The organism is Rhodococcus sp. SB1D (assembly GCF_048573875.1).
Taxonomy (GTDB): domain Bacteria; phylum Actinomycetota; class Actinomycetes; order Mycobacteriales; family Mycobacteriaceae; genus Rhodococcus_F; species Rhodococcus_F qingshengii.
Window position 1 is genome coordinate 108,303 of the sequence record NZ_JBMAIQ010000001.1, and the last position, 13,411, is coordinate 121,713.

The following is a 13,411-nucleotide window of genomic DNA, read 5'->3' on the forward strand; positions in this document are numbered from 1 at the left end:
CACGCAGGGCACCGATGTATGACTGAAACTGTGCGCCGCGACACAGCGATTGTCAATAGTTTGTCTGGACATTATGACTTGCGGTCAAGTGAATGTTAGTGTTCGCATACACTGCCGAGAGAAGTAGCGTCGATACGGCGCCTTCCCAAGACAGATCGGAGTTGGCCGTGGTCGCAGCACTCGCCGTCGAGTTGGACCGCTCGAGCCCGGTGCCGCTGTATTTTCAGCTGGCACAGGCAATCGAGGGCGCTATTCTCGGTGGCGAACTTGCCCCAGGTGATCGCTTCGAGAATGAACTGGCGTTGGCCAAACGGCTCAATCTCTCACGTCCGACCACTCGACGCGCGATCCAGGAGCTGGTGGACAAGGGACTACTTGTTCGTAAGCGGGGAGTCGGAACTCAGGTGGTGCAAAGTCCGGTGCACCGCCCGGTCGAGCTCACCAGCCTGTTCGACGACCTTGCGAGGGCCGGCCAGGCGCCGACGACCAAGCTGCTCGAGTTCACGGTGGGAGTTCCCGCCGAGGACGTTGCCGCGGAACTCAACCTCGAACCTGACGCCGAAGTGGCCACCATCAGGCGTCTGCGAAGCACCAACGGCGAACCGCTTGCCGTGATGACCAACTACATTCCGGTGGACATCGCACCCGATCCCGAGGAGTTGGAGACGCAGGGGCTGTACCAAACCTTGCGAACTCGCGGCGTTCACATCCGTGTGGCGCGGCAGCGAATCGGCGCTCGGGCGGCGACTCGCGAAGAAGCAGGATTGCTCGACGAGAAAGTGGGTGCTGCCCTCTTGACCATGAGCCGCACTGCATTTGACGATTCAGGTAGCGCCGTCGAGTACGGCAGCCACTGCTACCGAGCGTCGCGTTACTACTTCGACACCACCGTGGTCGACCGCTAGATCTCGATCCCGGTGACACGAGTACCCGCCTGACCGAGTCAGTGGGGGTGATTTGTGATCCCAGCATTTCTGCGATCCTTCGATCATTTGACCCGAACGGAGCCTCATGACAGGCATTTCAGTAGCAGTTGCCGGATTCGGATGGATGGGCCGCGTCCACACGCAGGCGTATCTGCGTCTGCGGCAGCACTATCCGCAGCTTCCCGTGATCCGCCTGGCCGCCGTCGCCGACGAGGTGCCTGGCAGAGGGGAGGAAGCAGCGGACCAGTTCGGTTTCGAAGCTTTCACCCAGGATTGGCGCGATATCGCAGCCGATCCGGCCATCGACGCGGTGAGCATCACGGCCCCGAACTTCTTGCACCGTGAAATCGGCGTCGCAATGGCAGAGGCCGGCAAACACATCTGGATCGAGAAGCCCGTCGGCTTGTCCACGGAAGACGCCAAAGCTGTTGCCGTAGCAGTCTCGAAGGCCGGTGTGCAGTCGACCGTCGGCTTCAACTACCGAAACGCGCCGGCTGTGGCCCTGGCAAAGAGCCTGATCGACTCAGGGGAGTTGGGCACGATCACGCACTCGCGTTTTCGTTTCCTCAGCGACTATGCGGCCCACCCTGAAGGTGCTTTGAGTTGGCGATACGAGCGTGAGCGCGGCGGCGCGGGCGTCCTGGGCGACTTGGCTTCGCACGGCATCGATCTGATTCGTCATCTTCTCGGTGACGTCGACGCTCTCGTTGCGGATACTGCGATCTTCATCCCGGAGCGTGCGCGTCCGTCCGCCGCTACCAGTGGACATGCGCGGGCCAGCGGTGGGGAGATGGGGGCTGTCGAGAACGAAGACTTCGTCAGCGCACTGCTGCGCCTCGGGTCGGGTGGCCGGTGCACCCTCGAAGCATGCCGCGTCGCCGTGGGAGAGCAGAACAATTACGGATTCGAGATTCACGGCACGAAAGGTGCCGTGTTCTGGGACTACCGCCGGATGGGTGAACTGGGCACCAGCCTCGGCTCGAAGTACCAGGACCAATCCGTCACGACGGTTCTGGTCGGCCCAGAGTCGGGTGAGTTCGGCCGCTTCCAGCCTGGCGCGGCCAACGCGATGGGCTACGACGACCTGAAAGTGATCGAGGCTCGCAATTTCATCGCCTCGATCGTGGACGGAGCGCCGCAGGGCGCGACCATCGCTGATGCAGTCGCGTCCGCACAGGCTCTGGACGCGATGGTCGCCTCGGTGACCTCCGGCAGCTGGATTTTTCTCGGCTGATCGACAGCTCCTCCGAAAGTCTCTGGTGCAGTGACATTTCCCCGCGGACTGGCGCTGCTCGTGGCAGCAGCGCTGTTCATGGAGATGCTGGACGCGACGATTCTCGCAACGGCACTGCCGTCGATCGCCCAATCTTTCGGAGTTGACGCCGTCGACGTCAATGTCGCCGTTTCTTCGTACCTCCTGGTGTTGGCCGTCCTGATCCCGGCGAGCGGATGGATGGCCGACAGATTCGGAACGCGACGTGTCTTCATCTCTGCCATAGCCGTTTTCACGGTGGCGTCGGTGGGATGTGCACTGAGCACCTCCCTCCCGATGCTGGTGGGAATGCGTGCTTTACAAGGGGTAGGCGGCGCCATGATGGTGCCGGTAGGGCGGCTCGCAGTATTGCGGGTGACGTCGAAGGCGGAACTCGTACGGGCTATCGCCTACTTGACGTGGCCGGCGCTCACAGCGCCGGTTCTTGCGCCCGCTGTGGGTGGAGCCATCGTGTCGATCGCTTCGTGGCGCTGGATCTTTCTGATCAACGTTCCGATCGGGATCGTCGGGTTTCTGCTGGCATTGCGCATGGTGCCCGACATTCGGCAAACGCAGAAACGGAGCCTTGACTGGCTGGGATTGGTGGTGATCGGAGCAGGCGTCGCAGTGCTTGTCGTGGCGCTCGAGAGCGTGCACAGTGCCGGAACCGACTGGCTAAGAGTGGGCCTCGGGATCGTTGCGGCTCTGATCTTGTTGAGCTTGGCCGTCATTCACCTCGTCCGGTCGGATCACCCGCTCATCGCGCTCGGCGTCCTCCGGCTTCGATCGTTTCGGCTCGTCGCGTCGAGCGGCTCGCTGTACCGGCTCGTGATCATGGGCGTGCCGTTTGTGCTGCCGTTGTTGTTCCAAGTGGGATTCGAAATGTCGGCGTTCAAGGCCGGTCTGCTGGTGATGGCTCTGTTCGCGGGGAATATCGCGATCAAACCGCTCACCACTCCGCTCATGCGCAGGTTCGGGATCAGACTAGTTCTGGTGGGAAACGGAGTTCTGTCGGTGGTGTGCTTCGGTGCCCTGGTACTGATCTCGTCGACGACACCGGACGTCGTAATCGCTGTCGCACTGTTTGTCAGTGGCGCGTTGCGATCCATCGGGTTCACCGCGTACAACAGCTTGGCGTTCGCCGACGTCGACTCGGGTGAGCTGACCGATGCCAATACTCTGCATGCAACGCTGCAAGAGTTGGCGTCCGGTCTGGGTATTGCACTGTCCGCTTTGGTGATCACGCTCTGTACACCGTTGGCGGAGTCGGAGGATCTGAGCGGCGGAGTGCCGTTTTCTCTTACGCTGGGTGTTCTCGGGGCCATGCTGGTGCCGACGGTGATCGAGAGTTGGCGGCTCCCACGCGATACGGGTGCTGTGGTGTTGGTGCGCTGATGAAGCGTCTTCCGCCACCTTCATCATAACGCGGGACCCGGGGCTTGCGGCAAGGCCCCGGTGATGGTGCACACTCGTCTGCTGCGAGCAAGCAAAAGCCTTGCCCGGAGGAGGGGATCGCATGAGTGACGTCATCATTGTCGGTGCTGGACCAACTGGATTGATGCTGGCAGGTGAGCTCCGGCTGCAGGGCGTCGATGTCGTCGTCGTGGACAAGGACGAGGAGCCGACTCAGTTCGTCCGTGCTCTCGGCATCCATGTGCGCAGCATCGAAATCATGGAGCAGCGCGGGTTGCTGGACAAGTTCCTCGCGCACGGCCGCAAGTATCCGCTCGGTGGATTCTTCGCGGGGATCAGCAAACCGGCACCGGCGCACCTCGATACTGCGCACGGGTACGTACTGGGCATTCCTCAGCCCGAGATCGACAGGATTCTTGCCGAACATGCCACCGAAGTCGGTGCGGACATTCAGCGAGGGAAGCGCGTCGTCGCGATCCGTCAAGATACCGATAGCGTCACAGCGGAATTATCCGACGGCACAACACTTCACGCGCGTTATCTCGTGGGCTGCGACGGCGGCCGCAGCACTGTTCGGAAGCTGATCGACGTCGGGTTTCCCGGCGAGCCGTCGAGCGCCGACACGCTGATCGGCGAAATGGACGTGACCATGCCGGCTGATGAACTGGCCGCCGTTGTCGCCGAAATCCGGGAAACGCACAAACGATTCGGAGTCGGTCCCGCCGGTAACGGCGCTTTTCGTGTCGTGGTCCCTGCGGCCGAAGTTGCCGACGGTCGCGCAACACCGACCACCCTCGACGACATCAAACAACAGCTACTGGCCATTGCGGGTACCGACTTCGGTGTGCACTCGCCGCGGTGGCTCTCGCGCTTCGGCGACGCCACCCGTCTAGCGGAGCACTACCGGCGCGACCGGGTGTTCCTCGCCGGCGATGCCGCACACATCCACCCACCGATGGGCGGTCAAGGTCTCAATCTCGGTGTGCAAGATGCCTTCAACCTCGGCTGGAAGCTCGCCGCCGAGATCAATGGCTGGGCACCGGACGTCCTGCTCGACACGTACGAATCGGAACGGCGTCCGGTGGCTGCCGACGTTCTCGACAACACGCGCGCGCAGGCGGAGCTGATCTCCACCGCTGCCGGTCCACAAGCCGTGCGGCGCTTGATCTCCGAGCTGATGGAATTCGAAGACGTCAAGCGCTATCTGACCGAGAAGATCACTGCGATCTCGATTCGCTACGATTTCGGCGAAGGCGACGACTTACTCGGTCGGCGGCTGCGGAACATCGCGTTGACCCGCGGCAACCTGTACGACCTGATGCGATCCGGCCGCGGACTTCTTCTCGACCAGGGTAGCCAACTGGCGGTAGATGGTTGGAGCGATCGAGTCGACCACGTAGTCGACACCAGCACCGAATTGGACTCACCGGCTGTCCTGCTTCGACCGGACGGTCACGTGGCATGGGTGGGGGATTCGCAGGTGGAGTTGGATACTCAGCTGTCCACGTGGTTCGGCCGGCCGGCGACGGGCCCCGTGTGACTCTTCGGATTCGGCAACCGAGCACCGTGGCGACTCGGACGCACTACCGTTGACGACTATGAGGCGAAGGTCAGCACAGGTTGCGGCTGCGGCAGCGGGCTCTGTGGGAGCGCTGATGCTGACAAGCTGCACGACCAATGTCGATGTGCCGAAAACCTTTGCCGCCACGATAACGGTGACCGGTCAGGCAGAGCAGGCCGAGACGGTCTCTGGAGAGTGCGTGATCGACATGATTCGTGTTGCTCCGAACGACCAGATTCAGATTTTCGGGGGCAGCGGCGCTGCATCCACAAGGTCGGCACTCGAGGTCGAGGCAATCGATCAACTTCCCGACGGAATGAGCACCTGCTCCTACACCGCACATTTTGATGCCGTCCCCGCAAACCAGAGAAACTATGAGGTGAGCTTGGGCCACTTCTCTCCGGAGTCCTTCAGCTCAGATGAGTTGGAGAACGGTGTCACCTATCAACTTCGCCGGCCCTGACTGAACCAGTTCTCCCTCGCGTTGTATCCGGTCCGACTTTCACTGAGCTCGCTTGGTGGTCCCGTCGCTTCCGCGCTGTCGAGCCTTACCGGGGTTGATGTGGAGCCGAACACCCTCGTAGGCGACTGTGTACGGCACATCGTCGTCGTTGTCCGGGTCGCCGGAGTCCGCAGGATCCGGAAGTTCCGCGATCTGTTCGATGACAGTCTGTGCTCGCGCCGCACCGGGATCGAACATCTCCTGAAACGGCCCGACGAACGATCCGCCGAGTCCGCGGCGCTTCGCCCGAACGGCGGCCCACCCGAACACGGCCAACGGGCCGATCATGGCGAACAGCACTAACAAGTCCCACCCCATGCCACGAGCATACCGACTGACCGGCATTGGGGCGGTCCGAGTCTCGTCAGCGCTGTCGTCCCTCAGGCCATTCGTCTCTCGGACTGTGCCTTCAGCAACTCGGCCAGATGGTCAGGCGAGATCCGCTCGCGAACCGCCTCCATCACTAGTTCGGCCTGCGTCTGAGGCGTGAGGCCGTCGATCGGTTGGTCTCGGTCCAGATTGGTCGGGAAGGCGTAGCCCTCGGCCGAGGCGGCGACGGCACACCGAACTGCCTCGTCGGAACCTGCTTCGCTGAGAGCGAGCAGTGCCGGATAGATCGCGTTGACGAGCGCGTCCCGGTCAATGGTTCCGAGGGCGCGACCGAAGGCTGACGACACCTGAAGAAGATTTGCCATGCGCAGGACGTCGGCGGATTTGTTGTGGCCGGCGGCGTGGAACAGTGCAGGGTTGAAGAAGACGGCATCTCCCTTCTCCAAAGGTAATTGGACGTAATTGGCCTCGAAGAACTCCTTGAACTCGGGACGCTCGAACGCGAGGTATCCGGATTCGAATTGTTGGGAGTACGGCAGATATTTCGTCGGGCCCGTCTCGACCGGCATGTCCACATGGGCGACTGCACCTTGCAAGGTGAGGGCGGGGGTCAAGCGATGAACGTGCGCTCGGAACTTCGCAGCGACGTCGCTCGACATGAAACCGAGGTGGTAGTCGCGATGTGGATTCTGTGCGGCGCCACCGGGATTGACGACGTTGACGTCCGACGTCACCTGATACATGGGGCCGAGCCAGGCTTCCGAAGCTAAGGCGACAATGCTGTTTGCGTAGTAGTCGACGTAAGCCTTGGGATCTTCGAGCGCCAACTTCAGTTGTGCTCCCCAGATCCGGTCATTGGCTCCGGGTTTGGCGAAGTGATCTCCGGACACCGCGCCGGCTTCGTGTTGGCGCGCAATGAGTTCACGGAAGACCGCACTGGCGCGATCCAATACCTCCGCGTCGAACGCGCCTTGGAAGACCGTGATGCCTGGACCGGTGAGTAACGCCCGGGCGATCTCGTCCTGAATCTCCGCCCGGATTTCAGGATTCGACAATTTGTCGACCAGAGCATCCGAGCGGTAGAGAAGAACGCCGTCGGCCACCGAATGGGCGTACGGGTAATCGACGGGGTCTGTCTCGTGTGCGACCAGAGCGGCGAAGTCTTCGATGTTGCAATCTTCTCGGTGCAATCTACCCGCGAACGGCACGGTGTGGTCGGTCAGTGCTGGAGTCATTCGGGGGCCTTCCTGCGGAGTTCACGATGTGCTGTGACTCAAAGACTGCCAAGGAAAAGCCATCGAAACTACCCCTGAAATCCATCAAAAAGACCTCAGGAAGCGCTCCCCGTGGACTCGACCGGTGACGGAAGATCTGCGCGCTACGACGGGATCACGTTCCTGGGTGAGAGTTAGAGAGTGAAGGCGTTCCGGAAAGCAGTGAGTGCGGTGTCACTGTCTCCGGATGCCCAGCCCTCCAATCCGATCGTGCCGGTGTAACCCTGCTCGGCGAGAACGCGTGCGATGGCTGGGTAGTTGATCTCGCCGGTTCCGGGTTCGCATCGGCCGGGTACGTCGGCCACCTGAATCTCGCCGATGTTGTCACCACAACGCCGCACGAGTTCGATGAGGTTTCCTTCGCCGATCTGTGCGTGGTAGAGGTCGAGCATCATCTTGAGGTTGGGGTGTGAGACGGATTCCACCAGTGCCAGAGTGTCTTTGGCTCTGGCCATCGGTACGCCAGGGTGATCGACGATCGTATTGAGATTCTCGAGGCAGAAGACGACTCCGGCGTCTTCACCCAGTCGCGCGATCTTCTCGAGAGCGCGTTGGGCCGTCAGCCACATCGCTCCCGTAGTTCGATACTGCGGGCGCGCGGCCTGTCCGTCGATCAGCTCGCCGGTATGGAAGTTCAGCCGAGGAACGCCGAGTTTCGCTGCCGGCGTGAGGCATAGCGCCGCTGTACGTACGAGTTCGGCGCTGCCCGTTTCGTCGAACAAATCGCCGTGAAGATAGCCGGTCATCGAGGAGAACCGAGCCCCGGTGGCGACCAGAGCATCGAGGTCCTTGTCTTGCCAACTCCAGATCTCGGCTGCGAACCCCGCCTCCGAGATCCGCCGAATGCGTTCGACGACAGGGAGTTCGGTGAACGTCATCTCGGCAGAGACCGCCAAATCGAAGGGGCTCACTGCGGCACCGACAGCAGCGATACGGGCAGTCCGGTTTCCACGGATTCTTTTGCAGCCAGTGCGATTTCCAGGGCGTTGCGAGCATCGAGACCGTCGACCGACGGCGCGCTGCCGGAGCGGATGCAGTCTGCGAAGTGCGCTAGCTGGGCAACATAGGCGTCGTGAAACAGTTCGATGTTCACCCGAGGTGTGTCGGCCCGAACGCCCGGTGAGCTGTAATGACGCATCGCGGTCCGCGTGACCTCGCCTGCACTCACCATTCCACCGGAACCGAAAACCTCGCCGCGAACGTCGTAACCGTAGGTGGCCTGGAAGTTGGCCTCGGCCGACGCGAAGGCGCCGTTGTCGAACCGCAACTGAACCATCGACGTATCGAGGTACCCCTGCTCCTTGTACTGCGGATGGACGAGAGCATCGGCCTGCGCGAACACCTCGACGACGCGTGCCCCCGGGTTGAGCCAGAGCAGGGCGTCGAAGTCGTGAATCAGTGTCTCGTTGAAGATCGTCCACGGCTTGACTCGAGAGGCGACGTCGGCGGTGATTCCCGGATCGCGAGTCAGAGAGCGAAGTAGCTGCGGTGTCCCGATCCCACCGGAGGTGATCACGTCGTGTGCCGCGGCGAAGTCGGCGGCGAAGCGCCGGTTGAAACCGACCTGCAGCGCAACATTGTTCGCGGCGCATGCGCCGATTGCGCGATCGGCGTCCTCGAGTGTCAAAGCCATCGGCTTTTCGCAGAAGACATGCTTGCCGGCCTCCGCTGCTGCTACCACGAGATCGGTGTGAGTTGATGCGGGCGTACTGATGAGCACCGCTTCGACGGTCGGATCGGCAATCAGCTCAAGGGCGTCGGTGTACGCGCGGGCGTCGGGACTGACACGTTCGATCAACGACGCCGCAGCGCCGGGCGCAGGATCGGCGACGGCGACGAGACGGGTGCCGGGGATACGCAGCGCGACGGACTCGCCGTGGAAACGGCCGATCCATCCAGCGCCGATCAGACCGACTGCAACAGAGGCAGACATGGGGGCTCCGTTCGGAGTGAGGATGAGGAACTAGATCGTTCTAGTCGTGTCAGTAAAGCGCTGGTTGCCTCGTGCGTCAACGTTTCGGCGTGTATTCGCTGGAACGATCTAGTCTGTGGAGGTGAACAGTCGACGCCCCACCTTGCAAGACGTAGCAGACCTGGCCGGTGTGTCACGCGCACTGGTGTCCATCGTCATTCGTGATGTCCCGGGTGCCAGCGATGCGACGCGGGTACGGGTCAAGGCGGCCGCGGACGAACTCGGCTATCGACCCGACAACGCGGCGCGACTGCTGCGCCAGCATCGCAGCCGCCTGATCGGTGTCAGTTATGTTGCCGCGCAAACCTTTCACGCGGAGCTGCTCGACGAGATCTACGACGCAGCCGAACGCTTGCGCTACGACGTCGTTCTCAGCGCCGTCTCGGACCGCAGGCCTGGCTCGCGCGCCGTGCGCACCCTGCTCGACGACCGATGCGAGGCGATCTTGCTGTTGGGTTCGCAGGCGCCGGAATCGGAGATCGTCGACCTGGCGGCGAAGGTTCCCGTCGTCGTGCTCGCTCGGAAGATGCCCTCAGCACATGTGGACGTTGTCCGCACGGACGACGAGGCGGGCGCCGTGATGGCCGTGAATCATCTCGTCGGACTCGGGCACCGCTCGATCGTCCACGTCGACGGCGGACGCGGTCCGGGCGCCCAGGAGAGGCGTCAGGGCTACCGGAAGGCCATGCGGGCGGCCGGACTGGAATCGCGGATACTTCCCGGCGGCCTCACGGAGGAGTTCGGCGCGGACGCCGCGCGGTCGATGGTCGAACAAGGGATTCCCGGTGCGGTCTTCGCTTTCAATGATCGTTGCGCGCTAGGAGTCCTGGACGTCTTCTTGCGTGCGGGAGTCTCGGTGCCCGGAGACGTCTCCGTGATCGGATTCGACAACAGTGCATTGGCAGGTTTGGCGCACATCGATCTGACCAGTGTCGGGCAGGACACGGCGTTTCTGGGTGGCGCCGCGGTGGAGCGAATCTCCGAACGCCTCGACGGCGGAAGTGGACTCTTGGGCAGGGACATAGTCGCGCAACCACAACTTGTAGTTCGAGGTTCAACTGGACTCGTAGGGCGTTGACCTGGCGTTTCGACCTAAACTAGTTTGTCCGGTCTTTGATAAGCAGTCCTAATGTCAGAACAAACTATTGACATTCGACTGTGACGGGTATTACATCTTTCACATACAACCGAGCACCATCCGTTCGCGGGCCGTTGGTTGATGTCGAGAGGGAGTTCACATGTCGTTTCTCACGGGACGCAAGAGCGTTGCCGTACTGGCCGGAGCCTCAGTCGTGGTCTTGGGTCTGGCCGCCTGTTCCAGCACCGGCGGAAAGCCGGATTCTTCCGGATCCGGAATGGGCGCGGGTACGGCGGACACGCCCCGCGCCACCATTGCGATGATCACCCACGAGGTTCCCGGTGACACGTTCTGGGATCTGGTGCGCAAGGGCGCCGAAACCGCAGCGGCCAAGGACAACATCGAACTTCGGTACTCCGCCGATCCCGAGGCACCGAACCAGGCCAACTTGGTTCAGAGTGCGATCGACAGCAAGGTCGACGGGATCGCCGTCACGCTCGCGAAGCCCGACGCCATGGTTGCAGCGGTCCAAAGTGCCACCGCCGCGGGCATTCCGGTGGTCGCCCTCAACTCGGGCCTCGAAACCTGGAAGGACATGGGCGTCAAGGAGTACTTCGGTCAGGACGAGTCGATTGCCGGTGAAGCTGCCGGCGAGCGACTCAACACCGAAGGTGCCACCAAGGTGCTGTGCGTGATTCAGGAGCAGGGCAACGTGAGCCTCGAATCACGGTGCGCCGGTGTGAAGAAGTCGTTCAAGGGAACGACGGAGATTCTCAACGTCAACGGCAAGGACATGCCGTCGGTGGAGTCGACCATCACCGCGAAACTTCAACAGGACCCGGCAATCGATCGAGTTCTCGCGCTCGGTGCGCCGTTCGCATTGACGTCCGTGACGTCGGTCGGCAATGCGGGCAGCAAGGCGAAGGTCGTCACCTTCGACACCAACGCGGCGCTCGTCGACGCCATCAAATCCGGTGACGTGCAGTGGGCAGTGGACCAGCAACCCTTCCTGCAGGGCTACCTCGCCATCGATTCGCTGTGGCTTTACCTCAACAACGGCAACGTGATCGGTGGTGGCTTGCCCACCCTGACCGGACCCGCGTTCATCGACAACACCAACATCGACTCGGTCGCCGAGTACGCCAAGAACGGAACTCGCTGATCCGGGCGCACGGAGGGCTGAGAGTCCGCCCTCCGTGCGCCTGTCCAGCACGGAAGGGAAATCATGTCCACTCAGGCAGATCTCGACCTTGCCGCCCATAAAGTCGTGACCGATGAACGGGTGAAGGAGCAAAAGCGCATTCAGCGTCTGCTGCTCCGCCCGGAGATGGGTTCACTTGTCGGCGCCATCGCCATCTTCATCTTCTTCTGTATCGTCGCGGCACCGTTCCGTACGCCGGAAGCGCTTGCGACAGTGCTCTACTCCAGCTCCACGATCGGCATCATGGCTTGCGCGGTCGCCCTGCTCATGATCGGCGGCGAGTTCGACCTCTCCGCCGGCGTCGCAGTCACCACGTCCTCGCTCGCCGCGTCGATGATCGCCTACAACCTGCACCTCAACCTGTGGGTGGGCGCGATTCTGGCGCTGGTCGTCTCGCTCGCCGTCGGATTCTTCAACGGCTACCTCGTCATGAAGACGAAGATTCCCAGCTTCCTCATCACCTTGAGTTCGTTCCTGATGTTGACCGGCATCAACCTGGCCGTCACCAAGCTCGTGAGTGGTCAGGTGGCCACACCCAGCGTCTCCGACATGGCCGGATTCGATTCCGCGAAAAAGGTATTCGCGTCGTCGTTCTCGGTCTTCGGGGTGTCCGTCAAGATCACGGTCGTGTGGTGGCTGCTGTTCACCGCGATTGCAACATTTGTTTTGTTCAAGACCAAGATCGGCAACTGGATCTTCGCGGTCGGCGGCAATCAGGACAGTGCCCGCGCGATCGGTGTCCCGGTGACCGCAGTCAAGATCGGTTTGTTCATGACCGTCGGCTTTGCTGCCTGGTTCGTGGGCATGCATCTGCTGTTCTCGTTCAACACCGTTCAGTCCGGTCAGGGTGTCGGTAACGAGTTCCTGTACATCATCGCCGCAGTCATCGGCGGTTGCCTGCTCACCGGTGGTTACGGAACCGCGATCGGCGCTGCGATCGGCGCATTCATCTTCGGTATGACCAACCAGGGCATCGTCTACGCAGGCTGGAACCCGGACTGGTTCAAGTTCTTCCTCGGCGCCATGCTGCTGTTCGCGGTCATCGCCAACAACGCATTCCGCAACTACGCTGCGAAAAGGTGACACATGAGTACCACAGCTGAAGTTCCCGCTCTCTCGAACTCGGGCGGCAACGTGCCACTGATCGAGCTCAAGGACGTCGGTAAGCAATACGGAAACATCATCGCGCTCAAGGGAATCAACCTGCGCGTCGGTGCGGGTGAAGTAACAGGCGTGCTCGGTGACAACGGCGCAGGCAAGTCCACGCTGATCAAGATCATCGCCGGTCTGCACCAACAGAGCGAAGGTGAACTACTCGTCGACGGTGAACCGACAACGTTCCACTCGCCGAAAGAAGCTCTCGGCAAAGGCATCGCGACGGTCTATCAGGACCTCGCCGTCGTTGCGTTGATGCCGGTGTGGCGCAACTTCTTCCTCGGGCAGGAACTGCGCAAGGGTGGTCTGATCAAGTCGCTCGACGCCAACGCCATGCGCGCGACGACTCTTTCGGAACTGTCGAAGATGGGCATCGAACTACCTGACGTCGACGCACCGATCGGTAGTCTCTCGGGCGGTCAGCGTCAGTGTGTTGCCATCGCCCGCGCCATCTTCTTCGGCGCGCGCGTGCTGATTCTCGACGAGCCGACAGCAGCGCTCGGCGTCAAGCAGTCGGGAATGGTGTTGCGCTACATCACCGCTGCCAAGGAACAGGGATTCGGCGTCATCTTCATCACGCACAATCCGCACCACGCGTACATGGTCGGCGATCACTTCGTGCTCCTCAACCGAGGCAGGCAGAAGCTCGACGCCAAGTACGACGACATCTCACTCGAAGAACTGACCAAGGAGATGGCGGGCGGTGACGAGCTCGAGACGCTGACCCACGAGCTTCGCCGCTAGATC

The 13,411-nt window shown here is 61.8% G+C and carries 13 protein-coding genes; 9 read left to right on the forward strand and 4 right to left on the reverse strand.

Annotated features, from left to right (window positions below; all coding sequences use genetic code 11):
• Positions 1-167 precede the first annotated feature (167 nt).
• From ACN50D_RS00495 to ACN50D_RS00515, 5 genes are all read left to right on the forward strand, one after another.
• Positions 168-905, forward strand: a complete 738-nt coding sequence (locus ACN50D_RS00495) for a GntR family transcriptional regulator (RefSeq protein WP_003941006.1) — start codon at positions 168-170, stop codon at positions 903-905.
• Between the two features lie 106 nt (positions 906-1,011).
• A complete protein-coding gene (locus ACN50D_RS00500; RefSeq protein ID WP_007727362.1) occupies positions 1,012-2,160 on the forward strand; it encodes a Gfo/Idh/MocA family protein in 1,149 nt (382 codons plus the stop codon).
• A gap of 30 nt (positions 2,161-2,190) precedes the next feature.
• Positions 2,191-3,573, forward strand: coding sequence for an MFS transporter (locus ACN50D_RS00505; RefSeq protein ID WP_007727359.1), 1,383 nt, complete (start codon positions 2,191-2,193; stop codon positions 3,571-3,573).
• Between the two features lie 121 nt (positions 3,574-3,694).
• A complete protein-coding gene (gene iri, locus ACN50D_RS00510; RefSeq protein WP_007727353.1) occupies positions 3,695-5,131 on the forward strand; it encodes a rifampin monooxygenase Iri in 1,437 nt (478 codons plus the stop codon).
• A 58-nt stretch (positions 5,132-5,189) separates the two neighbouring features.
• Positions 5,190-5,615, forward strand: coding sequence for a hypothetical protein (locus tag ACN50D_RS00515; RefSeq protein WP_100245418.1), 426 nt, complete (start codon positions 5,190-5,192; stop codon positions 5,613-5,615).
• A gap of 39 nt (positions 5,616-5,654) precedes the next feature.
• Here ACN50D_RS00515 and ACN50D_RS00520 read toward each other — a convergent pair whose 3' ends face one another.
• The 4 genes from ACN50D_RS00520 to ACN50D_RS00535 all read right to left on the reverse strand — a co-directional run bounded on the left by ACN50D_RS00520 (position 5,655) and on the right by ACN50D_RS00535 (position 9,191).
• Positions 5,655-5,972, reverse strand: coding sequence for a hypothetical protein (locus tag ACN50D_RS00520; protein WP_039972802.1), 318 nt, complete (start codon positions 5,970-5,972; stop codon positions 5,655-5,657).
• Positions 5,973-6,034: 62 nt separating this feature from the next.
• Positions 6,035-7,219 (reverse strand): phytanoyl-CoA dioxygenase family protein, encoded by a 1,185-nt coding sequence (locus tag ACN50D_RS00525; RefSeq protein ID WP_007727347.1) that lies wholly within the window; start codon positions 7,217-7,219, stop codon positions 6,035-6,037.
• Positions 7,220-7,392: 173 nt separating this feature from the next.
• Positions 7,393-8,169, reverse strand: coding sequence for a TIM barrel protein (locus ACN50D_RS00530; RefSeq protein ID WP_210378292.1), 777 nt, complete (start codon positions 8,167-8,169; stop codon positions 7,393-7,395).
• Positions 8,166-9,191 (reverse strand): Gfo/Idh/MocA family oxidoreductase, encoded by a 1,026-nt coding sequence (locus ACN50D_RS00535; RefSeq protein ID WP_007727343.1) that lies wholly within the window; start codon positions 9,189-9,191, stop codon positions 8,166-8,168. The genes ACN50D_RS00530 and ACN50D_RS00535 overlap by 4 nt, the downstream gene beginning before the upstream one ends.
• A gap of 115 nt (positions 9,192-9,306) precedes the next feature.
• Between ACN50D_RS00535 and ACN50D_RS00540 the strand changes: the two genes are divergently transcribed.
• The 4 genes from ACN50D_RS00540 (at position 9,307) to ACN50D_RS00555 (ending at position 13,408) form a co-directional block, all read left to right on the forward strand.
• Positions 9,307-10,308, forward strand: coding sequence for a LacI family DNA-binding transcriptional regulator (locus ACN50D_RS00540; protein WP_007727340.1), 1,002 nt, complete (start codon positions 9,307-9,309; stop codon positions 10,306-10,308).
• 160 nt (positions 10,309-10,468) lie between these two features.
• Positions 10,469-11,470, forward strand: coding sequence for a substrate-binding domain-containing protein (locus tag ACN50D_RS00545; RefSeq protein WP_007727338.1), 1,002 nt, complete (start codon positions 10,469-10,471; stop codon positions 11,468-11,470).
• A gap of 63 nt (positions 11,471-11,533) precedes the next feature.
• Positions 11,534-12,592 carry an ABC transporter permease gene (locus ACN50D_RS00550; RefSeq protein WP_003940759.1) on the forward strand — a complete coding sequence of 353 codons (1,059 nt, stop codon included), beginning with the start codon at positions 11,534-11,536 and terminating at the stop codon, positions 12,590-12,592.
• Between the two features lie 3 nt (positions 12,593-12,595).
• Complete coding sequence (locus tag ACN50D_RS00555) at positions 12,596-13,408, forward strand: ATP-binding cassette domain-containing protein (protein ID WP_007727336.1); 813 nt, start codon at positions 12,596-12,598, stop codon at positions 13,406-13,408.
• The last annotated feature ends 3 nt before the right edge of the window (positions 13,409-13,411 follow it).